22 protein-coding genes and 1 pseudogene are annotated in these 25,391 nt (G+C 47.7%); 17 read left to right on the top strand and 6 right to left on the bottom strand.

Annotation, left to right across the window (positions count from 1 at the left end; all coding sequences use genetic code 11):
- The first annotated feature begins 201 nt into the window (after window positions 1-201).
- The 3 genes from Q0117_RS03855 to Q0117_RS03865 all read left to right on the top strand — a co-directional run bounded on the left by Q0117_RS03855 (window position 202) and on the right by Q0117_RS03865 (window position 1,218).
- Window positions 202-459, top strand: coding sequence for a hypothetical protein (locus Q0117_RS03855; protein WP_297922781.1), 258 nt, complete (start codon window positions 202-204; stop codon window positions 457-459).
- A 421-nt stretch (window positions 460-880) separates the two neighbouring features.
- Window positions 881-1,024: a hypothetical protein gene (locus tag Q0117_RS03860; protein WP_297922784.1), complete on the top strand. Its 144-nt coding sequence runs from the start codon at window positions 881-883 to the stop codon at window positions 1,022-1,024.
- On the top strand, window positions 1,021-1,218 hold the full coding sequence (locus tag Q0117_RS03865; RefSeq protein WP_297922787.1) for a hypothetical protein: 198 nt from the start codon (window positions 1,021-1,023) through the stop codon (window positions 1,216-1,218). Before Q0117_RS03860 ends, Q0117_RS03865 begins: the two co-directional genes overlap by 4 nt.
- A gap of 65 nt (window positions 1,219-1,283) precedes the next feature.
- On the opposite strand, the gene Q0117_RS03870 is transcribed toward Q0117_RS03865, so the two are convergent.
- From Q0117_RS03870 to Q0117_RS03895, 6 genes are read right to left on the bottom strand one after another with little or no spacing between them, the layout of a single operon-like run.
- Window positions 1,284-2,081: a YgcG family protein gene (locus Q0117_RS03870; protein ID WP_297922790.1), complete on the bottom strand. Its 798-nt coding sequence runs from the start codon at window positions 2,079-2,081 to the stop codon at window positions 1,284-1,286.
- A complete protein-coding gene (locus tag Q0117_RS03875; protein WP_297922793.1) occupies window positions 2,078-2,671 on the bottom strand; it encodes a hypothetical protein in 594 nt (197 codons plus the stop codon). Before Q0117_RS03875 ends, Q0117_RS03870 begins: the two co-directional genes overlap by 4 nt.
- Before the next feature lie 15 nt (window positions 2,672-2,686).
- Complete coding sequence (locus tag Q0117_RS03880) at window positions 2,687-3,400, bottom strand: LemA family protein (RefSeq protein WP_297922796.1); 714 nt, start codon at window positions 3,398-3,400, stop codon at window positions 2,687-2,689.
- A complete protein-coding gene (locus Q0117_RS03885; RefSeq protein ID WP_297922798.1) occupies window positions 3,397-4,410 on the bottom strand; it encodes an alanine racemase in 1,014 nt (337 codons plus the stop codon). The genes Q0117_RS03880 and Q0117_RS03885 overlap by 4 nt, the downstream gene beginning before the upstream one ends.
- Window positions 4,403-4,648, bottom strand: a complete 246-nt coding sequence (gene cmeU / locus Q0117_RS03890; protein WP_297880638.1) for a CmeU family protein — start codon at window positions 4,646-4,648, stop codon at window positions 4,403-4,405. The genes Q0117_RS03885 and cmeU overlap by 8 nt, the downstream gene beginning before the upstream one ends.
- Entirely contained in the window at window positions 4,645-6,015 is a 1,371-nt protein-coding gene (locus Q0117_RS03895) for a phosphomannomutase/phosphoglucomutase (RefSeq protein ID WP_297922801.1), read from the bottom strand. The genes cmeU and Q0117_RS03895 overlap by 4 nt, the downstream gene beginning before the upstream one ends.
- A 97-nt stretch (window positions 6,016-6,112) precedes the next feature.
- Between Q0117_RS03895 and Q0117_RS03900 the strand changes: the two genes are divergently transcribed.
- The 14 genes and pseudogenes from Q0117_RS03900 (at window position 6,113) to Q0117_RS03965 (ending at window position 24,340) form a co-directional block, all read left to right on the top strand.
- Window positions 6,113-6,607, top strand: coding sequence for a CreA family protein (locus Q0117_RS03900; RefSeq protein ID WP_297922804.1), 495 nt, complete (start codon window positions 6,113-6,115; stop codon window positions 6,605-6,607).
- A 305-nt stretch (window positions 6,608-6,912) separates the two neighbouring features.
- Window positions 6,913-10,347 (top strand): cytochrome c biogenesis protein CcsA, encoded by a 3,435-nt coding sequence (ccsA, locus tag Q0117_RS03905; protein ID WP_297922807.1) that lies wholly within the window; start codon window positions 6,913-6,915, stop codon window positions 10,345-10,347.
- 739 nt (window positions 10,348-11,086) lie between these two features.
- On the top strand, window positions 11,087-11,593 hold the full coding sequence (gene petA, locus Q0117_RS03910) for a ubiquinol-cytochrome c reductase iron-sulfur subunit (protein WP_297922811.1): 507 nt from the start codon (window positions 11,087-11,089) through the stop codon (window positions 11,591-11,593).
- A 9-nt stretch (window positions 11,594-11,602) separates the two neighbouring features.
- Entirely contained in the window at window positions 11,603-12,862 is a 1,260-nt protein-coding gene (locus Q0117_RS03915) for a cytochrome bc complex cytochrome b subunit (RefSeq protein WP_297922814.1), read from the top strand.
- Between the two features lie 2 nt (window positions 12,863-12,864).
- A complete protein-coding gene (locus Q0117_RS03920; protein ID WP_297922817.1) occupies window positions 12,865-13,968 on the top strand; it encodes a c-type cytochrome in 1,104 nt (367 codons plus the stop codon).
- 219 nt (window positions 13,969-14,187) lie between these two features.
- On the top strand, window positions 14,188-16,119 hold the full coding sequence (locus Q0117_RS03925) for an FTR1 family protein (protein WP_297922820.1): 1,932 nt from the start codon (window positions 14,188-14,190) through the stop codon (window positions 16,117-16,119).
- A 15-nt stretch (window positions 16,120-16,134) separates the two neighbouring features.
- Window positions 16,135-16,656 carry an iron transporter gene (locus tag Q0117_RS03930; RefSeq protein WP_297922823.1) on the top strand — a complete coding sequence of 174 codons (522 nt, stop codon included), beginning with the start codon at window positions 16,135-16,137 and terminating at the stop codon, window positions 16,654-16,656.
- Window positions 16,657-17,069: 413 nt separating this feature from the next.
- Window positions 17,070-18,488 (top strand): Fe-S-containing protein, encoded by a 1,419-nt coding sequence (locus Q0117_RS03935; RefSeq protein ID WP_297922826.1) that lies wholly within the window; start codon window positions 17,070-17,072, stop codon window positions 18,486-18,488.
- Complete coding sequence (locus Q0117_RS03940) at window positions 18,488-19,732, top strand: ABC transporter permease (RefSeq protein WP_297922829.1); 1,245 nt, start codon at window positions 18,488-18,490, stop codon at window positions 19,730-19,732. Before Q0117_RS03935 ends, Q0117_RS03940 begins: the two co-directional genes overlap by 1 nt.
- Window positions 19,719-20,852, top strand: a complete 1,134-nt coding sequence (locus Q0117_RS03945; RefSeq protein WP_297922832.1) for an FtsX-like permease family protein — start codon at window positions 19,719-19,721, stop codon at window positions 20,850-20,852. Before Q0117_RS03940 ends, Q0117_RS03945 begins: the two co-directional genes overlap by 14 nt.
- 1 nt (window position 20,853) lies before the next feature.
- A pseudogene (locus Q0117_RS03950) lies at window positions 20,854-21,492 on the top strand (ABC transporter ATP-binding protein); the annotation flags it as partial.
- Between the two features lie 201 nt (window positions 21,493-21,693).
- Window positions 21,694-22,047 carry a hypothetical protein gene (locus Q0117_RS03955; RefSeq protein WP_297922835.1) on the top strand — a complete coding sequence of 118 codons (354 nt, stop codon included), beginning with the start codon at window positions 21,694-21,696 and terminating at the stop codon, window positions 22,045-22,047.
- The gene (locus tag Q0117_RS03960; protein ID WP_297922838.1) at window positions 22,044-22,538 is read left to right on the top strand and encodes a TlpA disulfide reductase family protein; all 495 of its coding nucleotides are present in this window, start codon (window positions 22,044-22,046) and stop codon (window positions 22,536-22,538) included. Before Q0117_RS03955 ends, Q0117_RS03960 begins: the two co-directional genes overlap by 4 nt.
- A gap of 230 nt (window positions 22,539-22,768) precedes the next feature.
- Window positions 22,769-24,340 carry a subtype B tannase gene (locus tag Q0117_RS03965; RefSeq protein ID WP_297922842.1) on the top strand — a complete coding sequence of 524 codons (1,572 nt, stop codon included), beginning with the start codon at window positions 22,769-22,771 and terminating at the stop codon, window positions 24,338-24,340.
- Window positions 24,341-25,391: the final 1,051 nt, after the last annotated feature.

Genomic DNA, 25,391 nt, shown 5'->3' on the forward strand with positions numbered 1-25,391 from the left:
GTGGAGGCGATGTTTGACGAAGCGAGCGTGCAGCTTTTAAAGCGTCTTGCGGATGTGGGTAAGGTCGTTTTTAGAGACGGCTACTATAAAATCGCTAAGAAATAGCGGCGGAATTGCGAGATAGAATTTCGTTTCGTAATTTAATGGCAAAATTTTATCGAGATTTCGCAGGTGTAATTTTCGTCCAAATTTGCCGACAAAGTGGTGCGCCTAAGACACGGCAAACTCGATCGAATAGAACTTTTGGATCAAAGCACGATGAAGCACAATCTCGGCTCGCAAGATAAAATTTCAGATCGTAATCCAAACAAAAGCGCTTCGCAAAGCTCTAACGCCGAAACTGCGAGCGAGCAAAATTCTGCCTCGCAAAGCTCTGGCGGCGAAGATCGGGGCGTTAAAAATTTAAGTGGCGAAAATCAAGGTGCCAAAAATTCTAGCGCGCAAAATGACGGTGCGTAAAATTTAACTCGCATGATGAAAAATAAAGCTACGTTAAAATTTAAAAATTTCACCGCCCGCCCGCGCTCTTTTTGGGTTCGCACAAAGCTCGCGCGAGCAGGTGCGGCTCTTTGCTGCGCGCGTCTCGCCGAAGCCGTTTGCCTCAAAATATCAAAAGCCGATGGAAAACCGATCGGAGTGGGTAAAAATTTAAAAAGTCTAAATTTTAAAAGCCGAAACGCTACGAGTACAAATTGCTAGGCGGGTGACTATATAGACTTTAGTGCAGATTACGACGCGGGTTATGACATACGCCTTATAGCATTGCTGCAGCACATACCAAAGCATAAACTTTAACGCAGATCGAGACTTAAATTTAAATATATGCCACGATATAAATTCTAGCGCGGATTATGACATAAATCTCGTTAAAGGTCACGGCATGAACCCAAGCATAGATTATTACGACATACGCCTCGGAGCGTATCGAGACATAAATTCTGACAGGGATCGCGCCGTGAATTTTAAAATTTCAAACGCAAATTTAAAGGCCGATTTAGCGCGCCCGAAGGCGGGTTTTAGATGATAAAATTTTTAAATTTAAAAGTTGCTGCCGCCGTGTTCGCGCTACTGCTCGTAGGCTGCGACGGATGGAAGCACCATCTAAGCAGCGACGGCACCTCGCTTGCCTCCAAGTTCGACCCCTCCGAGCGCACGCTAAAGATCGAGGGCAACGACAAGCCGCTCATGTTGTTTTTCTATACCAGCAGCCGAATTTAGAAATTCTGAAATTTTAAAATTTAGATAAAATTCTACGATTTGGAATTTTGATAAAATTTATGTGGCTACCAGCTTCCGCTAGCACCGCCTCCGCCGAAGCTTCCGCCGCCCCCACTGAAGCCGCCTCCGCTAAAACCGCCATTTCCTTTAAATCCGCCAAAATCCCCGGATGAGCCGCCTCTCATGCGCGATGAGCGCGCGATTTCGCTTATGATGTCCGCGCTTGAGATTATATCCTCGTCACTTCTTCTGCGACGCGTCACGCGGCGGCTTAGTATCGCAAAAAGCAAGACTGCAAAAAGTACCATAAAGATCGCAAAGTCCTTGTTGCTCGGATCCTGCTGCGCGTTGGCGTTAAGGGGATCAAATTTTATATCGCCGCCTTCGATCGTGCTGATGATCGCCGAAATCCCGCTAATGACGCCGCTTTCGTAATCTCCCTGCCTAAAATAGGGTAGAATTTTATTGCTAATGATGCGTTTGGCGCGCATATCGGTTAGTACGCCCTCTAGCCCGTATCCGACCTCGATACGCACTTTATGCTCGTGCGGAGCGACGAGCAGCAGTACGCCGTTGTCGCGCCCTTTTTGCCCGATACCAAGAGCGCGCGCCTGCTCTACGCCGATTTCCTCGATAGAGTAGCCGCCGAGCGATTTTAGGCTTACGAACATGATCTGGTTTGTGGAATTTTTATCAAAAGTCGTTAAAATTTCATTCAGACTCTCTCTCGCGGCTGGGCGTAAAATACCAGCCTCATCGATTACAGCGGTGCCGTTTGGGCGGGCTAGATACTCGCTAGGTACGGCGACGCTTATTACAAATAGCGCCATTATGGCAAAAGCAAATCTCCAAGCCACTCTCATTGCAGCTCCACCAAGGTCTCTTCTATATCGTTATTTTCGCTATCTTTAGGCACTCGCATAGCTAGCTCGCACAGCGCGTCCATCGCCTTTAAAACAGCAGGCTCAAGGCCTTGCGTGCTGGGGTTAAATTCCGTCGTGATACGTTCAAACTCGCCCTTAGAGATAAACTCCGCCGCTCGCGCGCCGCAGATGATATGAGCGCAGCGTTCGCGGACGCATACGCAAAACATTATCGCTTCTTTTACGCTACCGTAGCGCTCGTAAAATTTTTGCATCGCAAACTCGCCCGAGAGCCGAAGTCTGCGAGATTTAGGCGTGATTAGAGTTAAAAGCGTGGGGCATTTAGCTAGCAGAGCTTTAATCGCTATAAAGCTAAGTGCTACGATTTGCAGTAGCTCAGCTTTGCTTATTTGCGGCACGAAGCACAGAACGATGCCGATCGCAAATGCCGTCACTGCCGCCGCGCCGTAGCTGGCTTCACAGTCCTCGCTTGCTTCGCGCGCGACCACGCAGACGATCTGCGCACCGCTTGCGGCTTCGGCTTTCGTGATTAGCTCGTGGATTTTTTGCTTGCACTGCTCGCTTAGCATTTGCCGCCTTTAGCGTTATTTAAACGAGACGCTAGGGGCTTTTTGGCTTGAGCTATCAGCGCTAAAGCTAGGTTTGGCGCCGCCTAGTCCTACGATGCGCGCGATGATATTTGTAGGGAAGGTTCTAATTAGTTTGTTGTATTCCTGCACCGAGGCGATGTAATCCTTGCGCGCTACGGCGATACGGTTTTCCGTGCCTTCGAGCTGATTTTGCAGCTCGGCGAAATTCTGATTTGCCTTAAGATCCGGGTAGCGCTCGACTACCAGCATCAAGCGCGATAGGGCCGAGCTAAGCTCGCCTTGAGCGCCATTAAATTTCGCAAACGCTTCCGGATCTTGCGCTAAGCTCTCTGCATTGATATTGACAGCGGTTGCCTTAGCGCGGGCATTTATAACGCCTTCTAAGGTATCTTTTTCATGGCTAGCGTAGCCTTTGACGGTTTCTACGAAATTTGGAATCAAGTCGGCGCGGCGCTGATATTGGTTTTGTACCTGGCTCCACGCGGCCTTAACTTCTTCATCTTTGCTTATGAGCTTGTTGTAAACGGGCACTGCAAATATCGCAAACGCAATCGCCGCAATCACTAAGACGATTAGAGCTTTGATTAAGATATGAAGCCCTCCTTTTTGGCGCAGATACTCTCCTCCGCCAAAGCTCTCGCCTCGCGCGGATAAGCCTTTATCGTCGTAACCTATACGCTCGTTATTTTCTCCTTGCAGCTCTTTCATTGAAATCTCCTTGGGATGTTGGAATTTAATTTGACTAAAATTTCATATTCGATCGTGCCGAAGCGCTTTGCCCAGGCTCGCGCGTCATTCAGCACGCAGATACGCTCGCCACCGAATTCCGCGCAGAAACTATCCATCGACATTTTTCCGAGCATTTTTTGCCCGCTTGCAAGCGCTAGCTCGCCCTCGCCGTCGTAGCGAAATAGCCCGTCTGCGTAGCCCAGATCGTATGTGCCGATCATCATATCGCGTGGCGCTTCAAAATTCGCGCCGTAGCCCACGCGCTCGCCTTTTTTTAGCACGCGCGAGCTGATTAGATCGGCATAGAGCTTTAGCACAGGGCGTAAATTTAGGCTCTCGTCAAATTGCGGATAGCCGAACTGCGCCATGCCTACGCGCACGTATTCGTCCTCAAAGCCTGCACTTCGCTCGATAGCTGCGGAGTTGCTCGAATGAAATTTTAAATTTTCAAAGCCCGCGGCGGCGGCTTTTTGTCCCGCGATACGCTTAAATTCTATGAAATTTTGCCTTTGTGCGAAAAAATCTGCACTTAGCTCGTCGCTTGCGCGAAAGTGTGTGAAAAAGCCACGAAGCTTAAATCCGCCCTGCTTGCATAGCCTAAGTGCCTCATCTAACTCGCTCGCAGCGATGCCGTTTCTATGCATCGCGGTATCTACGGCGATGTAAATTTTAGCCCCCCGCTTAAGACGCGCAAAGTAGCCAAGATCGTTTACCGCGTAGCAAAACCGCTCGTCCTCAAGCCCGTTTGGAATGTGCGAAAGCACTAAAATTTCGCCGAATAGATCCGCGATCTGCGCAGCTTCCGCAGCACTTCGCGTTACGGCGCGTACGAAGCCTAGCTTTGCCGCTTCCTCGCAGCAAAGCCTGCAGCCATGGCCGTATGAATTATCCTTGGCTACTAAAAATACTCGTTCCGCTCCACCTACTTTGGCGGCGATTTGCGCTAGATTGTGCGCATAAGCGGCGCGATCTAAAATGATCTCAGACATCGAAATTTAGTCCGTAAGTGCGGTATAAATATGGCAGCAGCTTGCGCGCGGCGTAATCGTAGCCGTAGAATTTCGCGTAAACTTCCTTCAGGCTAGCCGCGCCTGCGCGCTCGAAATCAAACACGTCGGTACCCGCGATCTTAGGAACACGCTCATCTAAAAATTTAAAAAATTCCGCTCTCGCAGCCAAAAGCTCTTTTATATTTTTTTCAACCTCTTGCTTTTCAGATTCGTTCATCTCTGCTCCTTTAAATTTTCTAGTTTACCTAAAAATACGCGCTGCATCTCGTCGCGAAACTCGGGGCTAGAGGCCTCGAAGCGGGTTACGATCACAGGCGTGGTATTGCTTGCCCGTACGAGCGTCCAGCCGTCATCAAATCGCACTCTGATGCCGTCGATCTCGATAATATCGCGGATGGGCGGCAACTCCGCGATACCTGCGTGGATTTGAGCTTTAAGAGCCTCGATAATCTTAAATTTCGCCTCCTCGCTCGTATTAAATTTAATCTCGTCGGTGCTAAAAACTCGCGGCAGCTTGTCTAGCTCGGCGTCTAAATCATATCCTTTAGCTACGAGTTCAAGCACGCGCATCATCGCATATACGCCGTCATCAAAGCCGAAATATCGCTCTTTAAAGTAAATATGCCCGCTAACCTCCGCGGCAAGATCGATGCCAAGCTCTTTCATCGCCTTTTTGATATTGCTGTGGCCGGTCTTGCCCATGAAGCTTTTGCCGATCTTATCGATGGTGTCATACATCGCTTGAGAGCATTTGACCTCGCCTAGGATGCGCGGGCGGTGCATGTTTAGAGCAAGCAGGCAGGCTAGCTCGTCACCTTTGATGTTGCGGCGCGGCGTAAGCACGGCGATCCTATCGGCATCTCCGTCAAAGCCGAAGCCCAAGCTCACGCCGTCTTGCTTCATCGCGGCTTTAAGATCCGCTAAATTTTTCTCCTCGCTGGGATCGGGGTGGTGGTTTGGGAAATTACCGTCGGGCTGCGGAAATAAAACTTTAGCATTTAAGCCCAGCCTTTCGATGATTTTAGTAGCGGTAACGCCCGCGGCGCCGTTTGCGCAGTCGATTATAAAAGGCGCGGCAAAACCCTTAAGAGCCGCAAATTCCTTCTCAAAATATGCTAGATACTCGCTTAAAATGTCGTACTTCTGGGCGCCCACATCAGTTGGAATTTCAAAATTTGAACTCATCAGCTCTCGCACCTGCGCGCCGAGGCGTTTCAAATCCGCGCCGAAGAAGCTGTCCGTACCGATCGTGATCTTAAAGCCGTTGTAATTTTTAGGATTGTGCGAGCCGGTGATCATTACGTTTGCGTCAAATTTATGCGTAAATACGCTAAAATAGCCCACCGGCGTCGGTAGCAAGCCGATATTATAAACTCGCAGTCCGGCAAAATTTAGCCCGCTTACGAAATAGCCGAAAAGCTCATCCGCGCTAAGGCGGGCGTCGTATCCCACGCTAACGCGCTCAAGTCCCAGATTTGCGATATGTTTGCCAAGCGCGAAGCCGATCGCTTTTACGCTGCGCTCGTTTAGCTCCTCGCCCACGATACCGCGTATGTCGTACTCCCTAAAGATATTTTCGATCATTTAGTTCCTTTCAAATTTAACCGAGCCATTTTATAAAAACTTGCTTAAAATTTATATTATAAATGTTAAAATCTGCCCAAAATTCCAAAGGTCGTTTATGAAAAAATTTTTACTTATGCTGGCGCTGGCGGCGTTTGTTTGCGCCAAAGACTACGAGACGATAGATAGCGTAGATACCTCCTTTAGGCTCTTCGGCAAGGACGATCGCATCGAGATCATCGCCGTAAAAGACCCAAAAGTGCAGGGCGTTACCTGCTACGTCTCATACGCCAAAAAAGGCGGCGCCAAAGAGATCATCGGCGTAGAGGAGGATCGCTCCGAGGCTTCCGTCTCCTGCGTACAGACCGCGCCTAAAATCATCATCAAAGAGGAGCTGAAAAAAGAGGATATTTTTGAAAAACGTAGCTCGTTAATTTTCAAAAAAACCCACGTAGTTAGGCTTTACGACGCGGTGCAGGACTCGCTAATCTATTTGGTTTATTCAGATAAAGTGATCGACGGTTCGCCTAATAACTCGATCTCGGCGATCCCGTGCCACCAAGCCGTGGGCGACGTGTGCGAGCTCGCATATACCCAAGGCAAAAAACAATAAGAAGGAATTTCGCCAAGATAGAATTTTATCGCAGCGGAATTCTAAATTAGAAATTACGCGATGAGATGACGCACGAAATTTAATAGAATTTCGCTAAATTTCCCAGCATTTTACAAAATTTATCTGCGCCGTTAAATTCCTGCGCGAATGCCTAAGATGAGAATTTTACCGCTTTATCAAAGCATCTTAACGCATATTTGCGCTACGCTAGTAGGCATGCGCTTGCAAGTCGTAAAATGAAAAATTAAGCAATTTTTGCTAAAATCTCGCGATTTTGAAAACCCTCGTAAATCTAAAGGAAATCAATGAAGACATTTTTTAGTATGGAGTGCGCGTCAGTGATGCTACTGATTTTGGCGCTAGCCTGTGCAATCGCTACTTTTGTAGAGACCGCTTACGGCACGGAAGTAGCTTGGGCGATGGTTTATTCTACTGCGTGGTTTGGCGCGCTGATGGTGCTTTTGGGAGTAAATTTAACCTACAATATCTATCGCTACCGTATGATAAAGCTTCGCACTCTGCCTGCGCTAATCTTTCACGCAAGCTTTTTGTTTATGCTTGTTGGAGCGATTTTGACGAGATATTTCGGCTTTGAGGGCAATATCCATATAAGAGAGGGCGGCGAGAGCTCGATCGTAACGACTAAAGACGAGGTCGTTCAGCTCCTTACTTTAGGCAGTGACGGCGAGTTTATCTCCGCCGACGAGAGCAAATTTTTAAACGGCGCAGGACGGATGAACTTCGATCTCAATCTAGACGTAGAGGGCAGGATCGCAAATTTAAAATTTAAAGAGCTCGTAGAACACGGCGAGCTAAAATGGGTGCAAGATCCGACCGGACAGGCTCCTGCGCGCGTGGAACTATTATTTTCAAACAATGTTGGCAGCCAAAATGTCTCCTTGCAATCAGGCGAGAGCATGGAGATAGGCGAGCTTAGTATTACTTTTAACACAGAGCCTAAAAGTAAGAATTTCATCTACATAAAATCTAAAGACGGCAAATTCTATCTAAACTCAAGCCTTGATATAAACGCCACTAAAATGGCTGATATGAGCACTGCACCGCTTAAGAGAAACGAGGATAATCCGCTAGGCAATCTCTTGCTTTACAGCTTCGATGGGATAAATTTTGCCCCTGTTAGCCTGCTTAGCTCCGCGGTCGAGAAATTTGTCCCGGTCGCTGCGAATTTACCGGGTGAGCCCGGCGTAGTAGCTACGCTAAGCTTTGCGGGGCAGAGTCGCGAAATCTACGTACCTAGGGATTCGCATGGTGCTAGCTACAAGGTGGGTGATAAGAATTTCATCGTAGCCTTGGCGCCAAAGATGCTTCATCTGCCTTTTAAAATCGCGCTTCGCGACTTTGTGATGGATCGCTATCCGGGTACCAATTCGCCCTCCGGATATAAAAGCGAAATCACGCTAAAAGACGGCAATTCGAGCTTTGATTATGATATTTTTATGAATCACGTGCTCGATTACGGCGGATACCGATTTTTCCAAAGCTCATACGATACAGACGAGCGCGGCACCGTGCTTTCGGTCAATAAAGACCCCGGTAAAGTTCCAACTTACATCGGTTATTTTTTGCTTTGCGTAGGGATGTTTTTTAACTTTTTCAACCGGGGCTCGCGCTTTTTCAAGCTCTCGCGCTTAATCAGCGAAAATACGCATCTTGCTCGAGAAAAAGATGTAAATTCTAAAAATTCGGCGTCTAGCTCGGTGCCCGCAAGCTCCGCAGAAAACTCTGCATCAAAACGCGCCAAAAAATCGCGACGCGGTACTAAAGGCGCGGCATTGGCATTAGTAGGCGCGTTGGCTTTGAGTTTGGCCGCATTGTATCCTAGCGCAGCAAATGCCGAACAAAACTCCACGGCACAAAATTCTACTTCGCAAAATTCCGCCTCAAATGCAGCCGCAGAAAATTCCGCGCCGCAAAGCCCGGCTAGCGTGCAAAATTCTACTTCGCAAAATTTTGTGCAAAATTCCGCGCAGAATTCCGCCGTTGAAAATTCCAAGCATAGCTCCGCTTCGCAAGAATCTGCGGCGGAGCAAGACTCCATCCCGCCGCATAATTTTTCTACTATGGGAGGCGAACTAGCCGTGCCGAAATTTGATCCTAAATTTAGTGAGGATCTAGCAAGCCTCGTAATTCAGGGATTTGATGGGCGAATGGAGCCTTTTGATACCGTTTCTAGGGAGCTTTTAAATAAAATTTACCGCGCCGACGACTACAAGGCGCCAAATGGCGAAATTTTAAACCATAACGCCGCCGCGCTTTCTTTTATGCTAAATCAAAGCTACTGGAGGCGTGCGCCGATTATCAAGGTTAGCGAGCCGGAGCTTAAGAAAATTCTAGGTATGGACGAGAAGCAAAGCCACGCCAGTATGATGGATTTTTTTGAATTTAAGGGTGGCGAGAGCTACTACAAGCTTGATAAAATGGTCGAGGAGATCAACCGAAAGCCTTTGGGCAATCGCGGCGTGCTAGATAAAGAGATCATCAAGGTAAATGAGCGCGTAAACGTCTTTTATTCGGCGTTTATGGGGGATTATTTTAGAATTATTCCGGTTAAGAACGCTAAAAATAACGAGTGGCTTTCGCCGCTATATCTAGGCGATGCGCTGGATCAAAACGAATCTGCTGAAGTTAAAAAGATGATGGGAATATTCGTTTCGTCCGTAGTTTATGCCCAAGAAAGCGGGGATTGGAGCGGCGCAGAAAAGATGCTAAGCTACGTCAAAAAATACCAAGCACAAAACGGCGCAAATTTAATGCCTAGCGAGAGCGCGATAAAATATGAAATTTTATTTAATAAGGCTAAAATTTTTTCTCGCCTCTTTCCGATCTACACTGTCTCGGGATTTTTGCTTCTGATCTTTATCTTTTTGCGGATGATGAAGCCCGCCCTTCGCTTAGGCGGCGCGTTTAAGCTCGTTTATATCGTAAATATCGTCGCCTTCATCGCGCATACCGCAGGCCTTGCGCTACGCGGCTACGTCTCGGGGCACGCGCCGTGGAGCAACTCCTACGAATCGCTCATCTACATCGCGTGGGCGCTGTCGCTAAGCGGAATATTTTTCTCGCGCAAATCTGCAATCTCGCTGGCGCTTACCTCGATAATGGCGGGCATTACGCTGATGGTCGCGCATCTTAGTGACATCGATCCGCAAATCACCAATCTCCAGCCGGTTCTAAAATCGCACTGGCTTACGATCCACGTCTCGGTAATCACCGCGAGCTACGGATTTTTGGGGCTTTGCATGCTGCTTGGAATTTTTACCCTCGTGATGTTTCTGTTCGATAAGAAAAACCCGGAGATCGCTCGCAATATCGCAGAAGCCACGCATATCAACGAAATGTCGATGATCCTAGGTCTTTGCCTGCTGACGGTGGGCAACTTCCTAGGCGGCGTGTGGGCGAACGAAAGCTGGGGGCGCTACTGGGGCTGGGATCCGAAGGAGACCTGGGCGCTCATTACGATTTTTATCTACGCGGTGGTAGTGCATTTTAGATTTATGCCAAAGCTCAATAATCAATTCGCCTTTGCCGTAGCCTCAATGTTTGCGTATTTTAGCGTCATAATGACCTATTTTGGTGTAAATTTCTACCTAAGCGGCATGCACTCTTATGCTAGCGGCGAGCGCATTCCGGTGCCCGGCTGGGCGTACGTGATGGTCGCTTCGATGGTGGCTCTTGCGATCGGAGCGTATTTTCGCTCGGGCAAATCGGCTAGGCTTTAGATAGACGGGCTTAAATTTTAGAATAATAATTTTGAAATTTCGCCCGGATTTCGCAGCTTGCCGAGGCTTTATGGATTTATGAAATTTATCTTTAAATTTTGGCTAGGCTTTGAAATCCCGCAGAATTTTATAGAATTTTACGGCTCGCGATTACGCTAAATTTTAAAATTTTGCATCGCGACAGAATTTTTGATGCTTGAAATTTTAAGACGTCGTAAAATTCTAATGATTTAGAATTTGCACCGCTATGGGGTTTTTAATGTTTTAAATTTTACTTCTAGCGGAATTTTTTCATACGACGGAAGCGCGACGTAATTTAGAATTTTAAAATTTCAGCTAGCGCGCTAGTGCAAAATTCGCCCCGCCGCTGCCATAACCGAGCAGTGAAATTTTAAAATTTGATTTTATAAATTCTATGCTCATTTTTAAATTTAAAATCTCGCGCTTTATGGAATTTTATTTATGATGTCGAAATTTTAAAATTTCGCACGCCATTGTCGCAATAACTCTTGCGCGACAAAATTTTAAAATTTTAAATTCAGCGCCATGATAGAATATGATAGAATTTGAAAATTTATAAAATTTTAAACTGCGAAAACGCCTCGCTAGGTATTAAAATTATCTTAAAATATAATTTAGCTTGCAAGGTTAAGCTAAATTTCTGCTTACAATCATATTGATTTAATCTTTATTTGGCTAAAATTGACGCTTGTCAATTTCTTAATTTGAAAGGATAAAGATGTCTGATCTAAAACAGGATAGACGAGGCTTTATCGGGCTTACTTTCGGCGCGGTTGCCGCTGTGGGTGGTGTTTTTGCGCTAGTGGGGATGAAGAAATCGTGGGATCCGTTACCTAGCGTGCGCGCCGCCGGCGTCACTACGGTAGATTTAAGTACGATCAAAGAGGGCGAGCTGTATCAAACACAGTGGCGTAAAAAGCCGATTTTCGTGCTTAAAAAGACTGCCGATATGCCTAAAAACGATGCCCGTGACGTCGTCGTAGGGGATGCTAGATATACGCTTTGCATAGGGCTTTGCACCCATTTAGGCTGTATTCCTAGCTACAAGCCATCGACGCAACAATTCATCTGTGCATGTCACGGTGGGATTTTCGATGCTAACGGCGTAAACGTATTCGGTCCGCCGCCGCGTCCTATGGATATACCGCCCTTTAAAATCGACGGAACGAAACTCGTTTTAGGCGAAGAGGGCCCCGAATACCAAGCCCTAAAGCAGAAAGCATAGGAGGCGCAGATGGCACATATAAGAAAAGCTACGGGAGTTTGGGATTGGTTCGACCAAAGGCTCGCCGTAACGAAATTTTTCAAGGTGATGGTAAGCGAGTATTGGATTCCTAAAAATATCAGCTTCCTTTGGGCGATGGGCGTTATTTTGATGACGCTATTTATAGTTTTGTTCGTTAGTGGACTAATGCTCGTGATGTATTACAAACCGGATGTAAATTTAGCATTTGATAGCGTAAATTTCACGATTATGAAAGAGGTCGAATACGGCTGGCTATGGCGACATATCCACGCGGTATCGGCGTCGGTTGTATTTTTGATCTTATACATTCATACTTTAGTAGCTATATATTACCGCTCGTATAAGCAAGGGCGAGAGATGATTTGGGTAAGCGGAATGCTGCTTTTCATCATCTTTTCGGCCGAGGCTTTCAGCGGATATATGCTTCCATGGGGACAGATGAGCTACTGGGCAGCGATGGTTATTACTAATCTTTTTGGAGGAATTCCAGTAGTTGGCGATGCGATAGTAGAGTGGATTCGCGGCGATTACGCCGTAAGCGATCCGACGCTGACGCGATTTTTTATGCTTCACGTCTGTTTACTGCCTCTCGTGGTGGTTGCGGTGCTGGCGGTGCATTTTTATTCGCTTAGATTTCCGCATGTAAATAACCTAGACGGCGAGGAGATTGACTTTGAGCTCGAGGGTGAGAAGTATCTGCAGGGCAAAACTAGCGAAAGCAAGGTGATTCCGTTTTGGCCGGGCTTTTTGGCGAAGGATTTTTTCTACGTCAGTATCTTTATGATATTTTTCTTTTATCTAGTGGGCTTTCACTTCGATTTTGCGATGGATCCGATAAATTTCGAGCCGGCAAATAGCCTCAAAACCCCAACGCATATCTATCCGGAGTGGTACTTCCTTTGGGAGTATGAAATTCTGCGCGGATTTTACTTTGATGTAGGACCGCTTAAAGCTGCCGACATCGGGCTTATCGCATTTGCATTCGCCGGAGTTTCGCTATTTTTCATACCGCTATTTGATCGCAGCAGTGTAGTAGCACCCGCGCATAAAAACAAGGCGTTTTTCATCTGGTTTTGGGTTTTGGTAATCGACATGATTCTGCTTAGCCTATTCGGAAAGCTCCCTGCAGACGGCGCGGAGCTTGGTATCGAAAACAAATACTGGGGCTTTGCTTTATCAATCATCTATATCGGATTGCTCGTCGTAGTGCTTCCGTTAATTACAATCGCAGAAAGAAAGAGGGTCTAGCCATGAAAGAGATAAGAACCCTAATCTTGGTGCTTTTTTGTGTGGGAATTTTATACTGGTTTATCGAGCCTTATGCTCATACTAAGCTCAGTCCGCACACCGATCCGGTAAATTACGATTTTGCAGCAGGCGATACGGCTTTAGCCGCGCATAACGTAGCCGCAGCAGAAAGCGCTTTGGCCGCAGCTGAAAAAGGCGGGGATGAGACGATGATAAAAAATTCTAAAAAAGCCCTAGCCAGCGCGAAAGAGCAACAAGATAAAACGGTGCTTTTTTGGGATGAGATAAATAAAATCGATCTTAGCAAAGGCGATGCCGTGCGCGGCGCCGAGACCTTTACAAATGCAGGCTGCACCGCATGTCATGGAGTAAAAAGTGCAAATATCCCCGCTCCTATGGACGCGGCAAGCGCTAGTGCCGCATACGGCGTCAATCCTCCGGATCTTAGCAGCGCAGGCTATCTATACACCGATAAATTCTTAGCTGCACTCATCAAAGATCCGATCATGGCTCTTAAGCTAGATCAGAAATTTGGCGACGAAAAGCCTTTTCCGATGCCCGGGTTTTTCGGTGCAGGCGGTGATCTAAATCAAGAGATCGCCGATATCGTAGCCTATCTAAAGTCGCTCGCTCCTAGCGAGGATAAGCTAATCGCCTCTGAGGCTGCTGCTAGCGGTATCAAGCAAGGCACCGAACTAAACGAAGCGCAGAAAAAATTCCTTTTAAGTAAGGCGGTTTTTGAGGATGCTTGTCTAAGATGCCACGACGTCAAATATGATAAGCTCTTTGCATCCAGCGACAAGGCTAGCTTGGCTGCGTATATGGGCTCGACGCCTCCTGATCTTTCGATGATGATCCGTTCTAAGGGCGCCAACTATCTGCACGAGTTTATCAATGATACGCAAAAGAAGCTTCCAGGCACTTCGATGCCGCGCGTAGGCTTGAACGAAAACGCTGAAGCCAAGGTCGTGGAATATTTAGCTGACGTAGGCGATAGCAAAAAAGCTGAGCGTGAAGCTACAACCATAAATATTATGATTTATTTCTTGATCCTTTCTGTTTTTGCAGGTCTTTGGAAAAGTAAAATTTGGTCGAAACTTCACTAAAATTTTAGCAGTCGGAGTAAAATCCGACTGCCATTTAAAATTCCGCCATATCCTAAATTCTATTAAATTTCATCTATCAAAAAGCTCTTGCAATTGAGAATTTAGCCGCTTTCGTGCTTTATGATAACCGCTTTTTTTATTACTTTTTAAGATTTTTCTACATATAATTGCCGCTAGATTTTGAAATTTAATGTATGAATTTAACTCAAGAAGGTTCAGATGAAATTTTTTAAATTTGCGGTTTTAGCTCTAATTTTTCCGCTTGCTATGCTTTTTGCGGATACGGATTATCGTGCGGAAGCAGCGACGATAAAAGAGAAATTTGCTCAAGCGATCAAGCTTTATGTTGATGGTAATAATTCTGAGGCTAGAAAGATAACTCAAGAGGCGTATTTTGGGCATTTTGAAAATCTAGAAGCCGGCATTCGCATAAATTTAAGTCAGAAAAAATCCTACGATATGGAGAAGCAGTTCGGCGATATCCGCAAGGCGATCAAAGCAGAAAAGCCGGTAAGCGAGATCCAAGCGATGATAGATAATCTAAACCGCGAGATTGACGAGGTCTTGCCGGTGATAGAATCAGGTCACCGCCTAGTGGCAGAATATCAAGATGGAGGCGACGGTAGCACTTCTGCGCCAACCTCAGGCGGGAATTCCGCAGCATCCGGTACAACCTCGCCGTGGATGAGCGTCTATACGGAATTTAAAACTGAGCTGGATAACGCTAAAGCTGCGTTTGATAAGAAAGACACTGCTGCACTAAAAGCTGCGCTAAATCGCGCTAAATTTGATATCTACCGCAACGAACGTCTAGAGGAAGCAGTGCGAAAATATGTCTCATCTCAGACCGATCAATCGATCCAGCAAATTATCGGAAATCTCTTGCGCGAGGATGCGGATACGGACAAATCAAAATTTGACGAAGCGATAAACGCCCTAGATAATCTAGCATTAAAAGCTGTAAATGATCTGCCGCAAGAAAGCTACTCCATAGCGCCACAGACTGCGTTAGCTCAAAGCGATACTAGCGAGGATGAAGGCAAGGATTTTACGCCGATTGTGCAAAATATCAAAGACAAAATGGCTAAGGTTTTGCAGCTTTACGAAAACGGCAAGGTTGATGATGCGATTGACGAAAGCGGCAATATCTACTTCGACGAATACGAAGAGAGCGGTATGGAAAATATCGTCGGTGCTAAAAATACTCAGCTCAAGCTAGACACCGAAGCAAGCTTTAATAAAATTTCGGCTCTTATGCGCGCGGGCGCTTCCAAAGAGCAGATCGTAGCGGCGCAAAATAAGCTATTTGATCAGCTCACCCAAAGTCTAGAGTTAACGAAGAAATCAAGCAACTGGGATCTATTTTTATACGCGCTTATCATCATCTTGCGCGAAGGATTCGAGGCGCTCATTATCGTAGCCGCAGTCATCGCCCTACTTATAAAATCCGGCAACTCAAAGCACCTAAATATCGTTTACAGCGCTCTTGGCGTCGCGGTCGTGCTAAGTATTGCCACGGCTTACGGACTAAATTATATCTTCGGTAGTGAAAATGCAGGACAAACGCGCGAAGTGATGGAGGGCGCGGTAATGCTAATCGCCGTGGTGCTGCTATTTTATGTGGGATTTTGGCTTCTTTCAAATGCAAGCTCCAAAAAATGGACCGCCTATATCCAAGGTCAAATTTCAAGCAGCCTAAGCTCGGGCGATAGCAAGATGCTTTGGTGGACGGTATTTTTGGCGGTTTATCGTGAGGGCGCGGAAACGGTGCTATTTTATCTGGCGCTACTTTTCGATGCCAAGACTCCGGCAGCTACTAGCATGGTAGCGGCGGGTTTTGTAGCGGGTCTGGTAGCCCTAATCGTGGTCTATGTCATCATCAAAAAATTCTCGCTTAAAATCGCTATCAAGCCGTTTTTTATCGCTACATCGGTCATCATATTTTATATGTCCGTCGTATTCGTAGGCAAGGGCGTGATGGAGCTAGTAGAGGGCAAGGTATTCGTGCCTACCGTAATAGACGGGCTTCCTACGATTACATGGATCGGATTTTATCCTTATGTCCAGAGCCTCGTGCCGCAAGCGGTGATGATCGTGCTTTTGATCGCAGGAATTTTGATCTTAAAAAACAAGCAAAAGAACAATTCTTAATAAAGGAGTGAGAGGATGAAAAAGATTTTTTCAGGTATGTTGGCACTAAGCCTAGCTTCTGTTGTCGCGATGGCGGGAGAGCATCCGATCGGCGAGCCGGTTGAACAAAACGGAATGGAGATTGCGGCCGTTTATCTTCAGCCTATCGATATGGAGCCTAAAGGCATCGATCTAGCCCCTAGCAAGGCTGATATCCACCTAGAGGCCGATATCCACGCTATTAAGGGCAACGCAAACGGATTTGGCGAGGGCGAGTGGATCCCTTATCTAAAGATCGCTTATGTGCTTAAAAACCTAGACACCGGCAAGATCCAAAAGGGAAATTTCATGCCGATGGTAGCTAGCGACGGCCCTCACTACGGCGCCAATATCAAAATGGTAAACGGCGTAGGTAACTACGAGCTAACCTACAACATCGAAAATCCAAGCGTCAACGGATTCGGCCGCCACGCGGACAAAGCGACAGGCGTAGGCAAATGGTGGGAGCCGTTCTCGGTTAAATACACCTTCCAATACACTGGCGCTCCTAAAGAGTAAATCATAGCAAGCTCCGCCGAGTCGGTTTCGGCGGAGCTTAAGGGTGTTGGATTCTAACCGCGCTCTTTAAATTTAAGGCGGTCAAATTTAGCCCATTTAAATTTAGCCGCTACGCCGCAGCCAAAGCGCATCGTTTTTGCTTTAATGCGTTTAAGCTTACGAATCTTTTTAGCTGCGGCAAAATTTTAAAATTTCAAGAGAATTAGAATTTTAAAATTTAGCGCGCTGCAAGGGCGAGACAAAACCAAAACAAGAGCGAGGCGAATTTCTCTTTGCGGGCGGCTCTTGACGCTGCAAATTTTTTGCAAGCGGATTTGAAATTTTAAAATTTACAAAATGGCGTAGGTTTTAAAATTTTAAAATTTAAGCAATTATAGGCGATTTACGCGCATTAGGCTCGATGAGGATTTTTAATGACGATATTTTTTTATCACGTTAGCTTGGCTCTTTTTCCGCTTGCATTTTTAAGCGCGTATCTGGGCAGCAGGCGCTTTATCAGCGCATCGTTTTTGCCCGCGCTTTTGGGAGCTGCATTCGGGGCGCTGTGCTTTAGCGCATTTGCGCGCTCGGCAAACGCCGATACAGGCAAGATTATATTTGACGCGCTCGCGCTCTTGGCGCTGTTAGCGTTGCTGTTTGCGTTTAAGCTTAAGCGATTCTATCTTACCGCCGCAGTTATTTTTGCTCTTGGTTGCGCGTATGGATTTGAATACCGCTTCATAGGGATGAATTTTAAAATTTTCTCCGGCGAGCTACTGGACAGCTTCAGCCTAACCAACCTCTTTATGGCGGTTTTAGGCGTGCTGGCGCTAATTTTATTCTATTTTATTTATCGCTCAGCTCTAGTGCGCGCGAGCAGAGGCGCAAAGCTGGCGTCATTCGTCATCGCGTGGGCGTTTGCCTTTATCGCCAAAATCGGCTTTTTGGGCCTTGATCTGCGCCAGGCAGACGCGCCTAAAGCGCTAGCTGCGAAGGGCTTTGAGGGGCTTTCAAACGCGATCGGCTCGTCCGAGTTTCTAAGCGTCATTGCCAAAATCATCCATTACAACAACTCCTATCTGACGCTAGCTCTTTGCCTTATAGCCGCGCTAATTGCGCTGCTTACGGCATTTCGTGCGCCAAGTCGAGTGCCTCGCGAAGCGGACATTATAAAATTTAGAGAGGTTAAAGCGGGCAGATTCGCCATTTTTAGAGATTTTAGCCTGATTTTATCGCTTGGGGTTTTAATCAGCTTTTTGGGGCTTTATTATATCTTGGTCGCTTCAAAACCGCCTACGATCGATGAGCCTAAGATTATAGAGCCGCAAGGCGCGGAATTTGTGATCGATGCAAACATCGTAAAGGACGGCAAGCTGCACCGCTTTGCCTACGTCACCGACGACGGACATAAGGTCAGATTTTTTCTACTAAACCGCTTCACGGACAAATTTGCCCCGGTCGCAGTTTTTGACGCGTGCTCGATCTGCGGCGATATGGGCTATATTAAAAAAGGCGACGAGCTCATCTGCATCGCTTGCAACGTGCGGATATTTTTGCCGAGCGTCGGCAAGCTGGGCGGCTGCAATCCGATTCCGCTGGATTATAAGCTAGAGGGGCAAAATATCGTCATCGCGCTTAAGACGATTGAGGACGGCGCGTCCTATTTCTCGGAGATCGTGGATAAAAAGGTGATCGATCCGGTCAGCAGAAAAGAAATTTTAAACACCTCTAAATTTAGCTATCTTTACTACGGACGCACCTACTTTTTTGAAAGCGAAGCGAATGCAAACGCCTTCACCGCGCACCCCGAGCGCTATGTAGATGAAAACGGCACGCTAAAGGAGCTTAAATAATGTTTTTACGCATCATCAAATCCTCCATTTTAAACTCCAGGGATAGCAAAATTCTAGCGTTTTTGACCATATTTTTATCGGTCTCACTGATCGCTTGTATGCTAAATATCACGCTAAAAATCGGCGACGAGGTCGCTAAGGAGCTGCGCAGCTACGGCTCAAATATCGTAGTGCTACCGCGCTCGCAAAGCCTAAGCATCGAGATCGGCGGGCGCGAATACTCGCCGCTTAAAAACGATGATTTTTTAAAAGAGAGCGAGCTGCATAAGATCAAAGAAATTTTTTGGCGCAACAATATCACCGCCTTTGCGCCCTTTTTAACTACCCGCGCAGGAGATTACGACGTCGTGGGAACCTACTTTGAAAAGGACGTGGGCGTTAGCGATGAGCCTGATTTCAGATCGGGCGTGCGCTCGCTCTATCCGTTTTGGAGTGTAGAGGGGCAGTGGGTAAAAGACGGCGCCGAGGATGAGGTGCTCGCAGGCGACGCGCTGGGGCTTAAGATCGGCGATACGGTTAAGCTTGGAGATTATGAGGTTAAAGTCGTTGGGATTTTGCACGGCGCGGAGGATGAAGCCAAAAAGCTGATCGCAAATTTATCTCTGGTACAAAAGCTAACGCACAAAGAGGGCCTCATCGCCAAGGCAGAAGTTAGCGCCATGACGATCCCTGAAGACGATCTGTCCGTAAAGGCAAGAAGGAGCCTCGATAACCTGGACGCCACAGAATACGACACATGGTACTGCTCAGCATACGTTAGCTCCATCGCATATCAGATCACCGAGGAGTATCCAAATGCAACTGCTAAGGCGGTGCTTAGCGTCAGCGAAGCTCAAAGCGGCATCACGAAAAAAATTCAAAATTTAATGGGCGTCGTAAGTATCTTATCTCTGCTGATTTCAAGCATCTGCATCACGAGCCTGCTAAGCAGCGAAATTTACAAGCGCAAAAAAGAGATCGGCTTGCTTAAGGCGCTGGGAGCGAGCAACTTTATGATCTATATCCAGTTCGCCGCCGAAATTTTCGTCATCTGCGTAGCAAGCTCACTCGTGGGCGCAGTCGTGGGCTACGCGCTTAGCTGGGCGATCGCGTATCAAATTTTTGGCTCCTTTATCGGCGTCTCGCTTATGGTCTTTCCGCTTAGCATCGTCTTTGGACTTCTTATTTGCATTATCGGCTCGATCTTGCCGCTACGCGGAGTAATCAAACTACTGCCTGCGGAGGTGCTTTATGGTAGGAAATAACGGCGCGTTTTTTAGAGGCGCGATCTTTAAAAGTATCATCAACAGCGGCATCCGCAGCTTCGTGATTTTCGTCGCGATCATGCTAGGCAGCGCGGTTTGCGCGGCGTTCGTAAATATCTACGCCGACATCGATAAAAAGGTCGCCAGCGAGCTAAACAGCTACGGCGCAAATTTGATCGTAAGTCCTGCAAATTTAGAAAATTCCCATATGGACGAAGCGGCGCTCGATGCGAAGTTCGCTAAAATCCCCGCACTGAAAAGCGCGAATAAATACCTTTTCGGCAGCGCAAATTTAGGCGTCAATTCAGGCATCATCATGGGGGTAAATTTCTCCTCTCTGCGCGATACTATGCCGTTTTTGGATCTCAAAGAGGGTTCGTTTATAGGCGTGGATTTCGACGATAAAAACGCCCTCATCGGTCAAGATCTCGCCAAACTTTTGGGCGCGAAGCTCGGCGATAGTATCGAGATCACGCCGATCGGCTCAAACGAGACGAGCAAGGTAAAGATAAAAGGTATCGTCTATGACGGGCAGAAAGAGGACGGCATGCTGCTAATCTCGCTGCCGCTGGCGCAAAAAATTTTAAAACAGCCTGCGCAGGTAAATTACGCCGAAGCGATCGTAAGCGGCGATTTTAAGCAGCTAAGCGAAATTTCGAAAAGCCTAAGCGATGCGCAGATGAGCTTCGCGCCGATCGGCAAGGTATCCAAGACCCAGGGCATAATCTTAAACAAAATCAAGCTTTTGATGCTTCTTATCGGCATTACGATCCTTTTGATCACCTCGGTCTGCATCAATACGAGCCTTAGCTCGATCCTGCTTTCGCGCATCAAAGAGTTCGCGCTCATCCGCGCAATCGGCGCGAGCAAACAAAATTTGCTCCACCTGATCCTGAGCGAAATTTTAACCGTCTGCGTCGCAGGCTCGCTAGTGGGGGTATTCGTGGGATACCTGCTCGCGATCTTGCTGGGGCATCTGATATTTTCAAGTAGCGTGGATTTTAGGCTGATTAGCCTCTTTGCGGCGGTCGCGCTGAGCCTGATTTTTGCGCTCGCGGCAAGCTACTATCCGATCAAAAAGGCGCTGAATCCGAATTTAGCGAATCTATTAAGGGAATGACATGGAAATTTTAAAATTTGAAGGCATCTGCAAATACTTCGGCGAGGTTAAGGCTCTCGATAATATCAGCTTCGACGTTTTAAGCGGCGAATGGGTCAGCATAATGGGCCCAAGCGGCAGCGGCAAGAGCACGCTCGTAAATATCCTAAGCCTGATGGACACCCCCACTGCGGGCAGATATATCCTAGGCGGAGCCGACGCGAGCGCGCTAAACGACGAGCAAATTTTAGAATTTCGCCGCAAAAAGATCGGTCTCGTGTTTCAGCAGTTTCACTTAATTCCTTACCTAACGGCCGTCGAAAACGTCATGTTAAATCAATACTATCACAGCTGCGTGGACGAGGACAGCGCCAAGGCAGCACTTGAGAAAGTAGGGCTCGGACACCGCATCACGCACCGCCCTAGCGAGCTTAGTGGCGGCGAGCAGCAGCGTGTCTGCATCGCGCGCGCACTCATCAATGATCCCGACATCATCATCGCAGACGAACCTACGGGCAACCTCGACGAAGCCAACGAGCGCGTGGTTTTGCAGCTCTTTCAGACGCTTCGCAGCGAGGGCAAGACGCTGCTTTTGGTCACACACAACGAGGAGCTCGGTAAATTCGCCGACAAAGTGGTGCGCCTAAGACACGGCAAGCTCGATCGAATAGAACTTTTGGATCAAAGCACGATGAAGCATAATCTCGGCTCGCAAGATAAAATTTCAGATTGCGATCCAAACAAAAGCGCTTCGCAAAGCTCTAGCGGCGAAGATCAAGACGCTAAAAATTTAAGCGACCAAAATTCAGATACCGAAAATTCGGGCGCGCAGAATTCCGATGCGTAAAATTTAGCTCACATGATGAAAAATAAAGCTACGTTAAAATTTAAAAATTTCACCGCCTGCGCGCGCTCTTTTTGGGTTCGCACAAAGCTCGCGCGAGCAGGCGCGGCTCTTTGCTACGCACGTCCCGCCGAAGCCGTTTGCTTAGAAAGATCAAGCACCGTTGCAAAGCCGAGCGGAGTGGGTAAAAATTTTAAAAGTCTAAATTTTAAAAACCGAAACGCTACGAGCGCAGATTACGACGTGGATCGTGACATATACCTCAGCGCGGATCGCGATATAAATTTCTGCCCGGATCGCGCCGCAAATTTTAAAATTTCAAACGCAAATTTAAAGGCCGATTTAGCGCGCCCGAAGGCGGGTTTTAGATGATAAAATTTTTAAATTTAAAAGTTGCTGCCGCCGTGTTCGCGCTACTGCTCGTAGGCTGCGACGGATGGAAGCACCATCTAAGCAGCGACGGCACCTCGCTTGCCTCCAAGTTCGACCCCTCCGAGCGCACGCTAAAGATCGAGGGCAACGACAAGCCGCTCGTGCTGTTTTTCTACACCAGCAGCTGCGGCGCGTGCAAAGCCCAAGTACCCGTGCTAAACGAGCTACAAGCTAGCGGCGATGCGCTGATCATCGGCGTTTTGGGCGACGGCAAGGGGCTAGAAGCAGATGCCGCGGTCGCTCGCGAAAAGGGGATAAAATTCCCAAGCGTCAGCGGCGCGAGCTCGGTGAAATACTTTGAAACCATCGTAGGCGGTATTTTTGGCACCCCCACGTCGGTGATCTACGATAAAAACGGCAAAGCGGTTAAAAAGCTCATCGGCCTCTACCCCAAATCCGCCTTCGAAACGCAGCTCAAGCTTATGAATTAACGAGCGAAATTTAATGCAGCCGGATTTACGGCGGCGGACCGCAAATGCCCACTAAAATAACACTTCGAGTTTAAAATTCCTTTCAACTTGCAGATGCCTTTGCGTTTAAATTTCAAAATTTAGGCGCGCAGCGGATTTAAGTATTCACCGAGTTTTGCTAAAATTAGCTTTGTCACTAAGCTGCTTGAATGGCTAAAAAGCGGCAATATCAAAATAGAAAGGAGGCGGCAATGAGTAAAAAATCCATTGCTTTAGGCGCTGCGATACTTTGCGGCGCACTAAGCCTAAACGCCGAGGCTGCGGCGACGCAGAGCGCGCAAATAGATCTGAAATTTAACGCCGCAAATTTCACGCAAGAAAGCGTGATAATAGGCGGCAAAAAGATAAAATTTCGCGCTTACAAAAACATAATCTACGTCACAAAACCCGTAAGCGCGCGCTATCAGAGCATGAATATCTTCATCCCGCAGCAGTATTTTGAGAGGAGCAAGAGCGGCAAATTTGACGCCGCAAGCGCGCCGATATTTTTGCCAAACGGCGTGGGCGGCTACATGCCGGGCGAAGCGGGCGATGTCAAAATAGACGCAAGCGGCAAACCAAACGCGATCGCTACGGCACTTTCGCGCGGTTACGTCGTAGCCGCTCCCGCAGCGCGCGGACGCACGCTAAAAGGCGCAAATGGCGATTATATCGGCAAGGCGCCCGCAGCGATCGTCGATCTAAAGGCGGCCGTGCGGTATCTGAAATTTAACGACGCGGCAATGCCTGGGGACGCAAACAAGATAATCTCAAACGGCACGAGCGCGGGCGGAGCGCTCTCGGCACTTTTGGGCACGAGCGGAGACGAGGCTGCGTACGAACCGTATCTGCAAGAGCTGGGCGCTGCGAAGGCGAGCGATAAAATTTACGCGGCGTCCGTATACTGCCCGATCACAAATCTAAAGCACGCGGACGCGGCGTATGAGTGGATGTTCGGCGCGCAGAGCGAATATGAAAAGATGGATTTTAGCGGCTTTGATGCAGCGGGATTTAACGAGCGCGACGAAAATTCTAGCGGCGCTGAAAAAAATTCTAAAAAAGACGCAAATCAAAGCGCCGCAAAGCCCACTCGCAAGATGCTAAGCGGCAAATTAAGCGCAGCGCAGATTAAAATTTCAGACGAGCTAAAGGCGCAATTCCCCGCCTATCTGAACTCGCTAAGCTTAAGGGATGGGGGCGGCCGCGCGCTAAGCCTGGATAAAAACGGCGACGGCAGCTTCAAAGATTACATAAACGGGCTCATATCGGCTTCGTTTGCTAATTTTGCGGCGAAAAATCCGCGCGCGAAGACGCCCCTATACCTCGCTGCAAAGATCAAGGACGACGCGTCGCAATCGCATATGCTTTTTTGGGGCTACGCGACCTCCAAGCCGCGCGCCAAGACCCCGCCCGCATTCGACGGCTTCGCGCTTGAAAATCCCGAAAACGAGCTGTTTGGCGGCGCCAAATTTAACGCGGCGCATTTTACGGATTTTAGCGCGATGAATGACCCCGCCAAAGGGGTGCTAATCGCAGATGCGCGGATCGTAGAGATGATGGATGCGATGAGCTTCGTGCGCAACGAAAACGGCGCGAAGCATTACCGCATCCGCCACGGCGCGAGCGATCGCGATACGGCGCTTGCGATCCCCGCGATTTTGGCGCTTAGCTTGCAAAATGCGGGTAAGAACGTCGATTTTGCGGTGCCTTGGGGACAAGGACACGGCGGCGATTACGATCTTGAGGAGCTTTTTGACTGGATCGATAAAGTAGTCGCGCAGTAAATTTAACGGGCGAAATTTTACTTTGGATTTAGAATTTTGCCCGCAGCTCTGCCGTAAAATTTTATCGCCCAAACACTCTCTAGCGGATACGCCGAGCGGCGTAAAATTTCGCTGCGAAATTCTATCGCGTCAAAATTTTAGCATCGCCGCAGAGCTCGCAACGGCTTGAAATTTTGTGGCTAGCATTCAAAAAAATTCATAGAATTTTATCGAGGCAAAACGGCTCGACGAATTAAAATTTATCGGCTGTGGCGATTTATGGCGTGGAACTTTAGCGCGATCTGCGCTAAAACTCTAGCGCAGATCAAATTCTGCGGGCTAAATTTTAAATTTAAAAACTGAAGTGCGCGATAAAATTTCGCGGCGTTTATACTATCCGATCGCAGCTCTTTGGGCGCGCAGGTATCGCATAATGGGCGCACATTCGGCGTGCGGATGATTAAAGCGCAAAAACTCCAAGCGAGCGCGGCAAGCAGGCTAAATTTAAAGGCGTGCTTCGCGATCTACCGCGGATCTAAACCCGCTTTTGCCATCCATTAGGCCTGCTTCAATAATCCATCGGTACTAAAAAGCGCCGTTTAGGGTCTGTATCTTTGCGCCGTGTGCATAAATTTCATAATTTAACGGCGCTTTTAAGCATCATTTAACCTATTAAAGATCAACGCACGCCGCGTCAGCATCGTTTCATAAACCCGATGTGCCGTCATATCTTTGCGGCGACGCAACTCGGCGCTAAATTTAACGCTAGCTAGCATTGCGTTGCCTTTAGCTTGCGTGCGGCAAGCACTCTATCTATAGCAACGCAACTTCGGCATTAAATTTAAACGCGCTGTCTTTGCGCTGCCTCTCTAGCTCGCGTACGGCGGGCGCCGCCTGTGACGACGCCTTTATGCAAGCCGCTTTTTGCTGCGCCGCGCCGCAAAAGAGCTTTTAAAATTTTAATGCTCTAGCCTTTTGCAATCTCGTAAAAACCGTCTTTAAAAACGACCTTACCCGCATCCGCAAGACGCTTTAAAAGCTGCACGCTCGCTTCGTCAAACATCGCCTCCAC

The sequence above is a fragment of the uncultured Campylobacter sp. genome, assembly GCF_937997535.1.
In the GTDB taxonomy this organism is placed as follows: domain Bacteria; phylum Campylobacterota; class Campylobacteria; order Campylobacterales; family Campylobacteraceae; genus Campylobacter_B.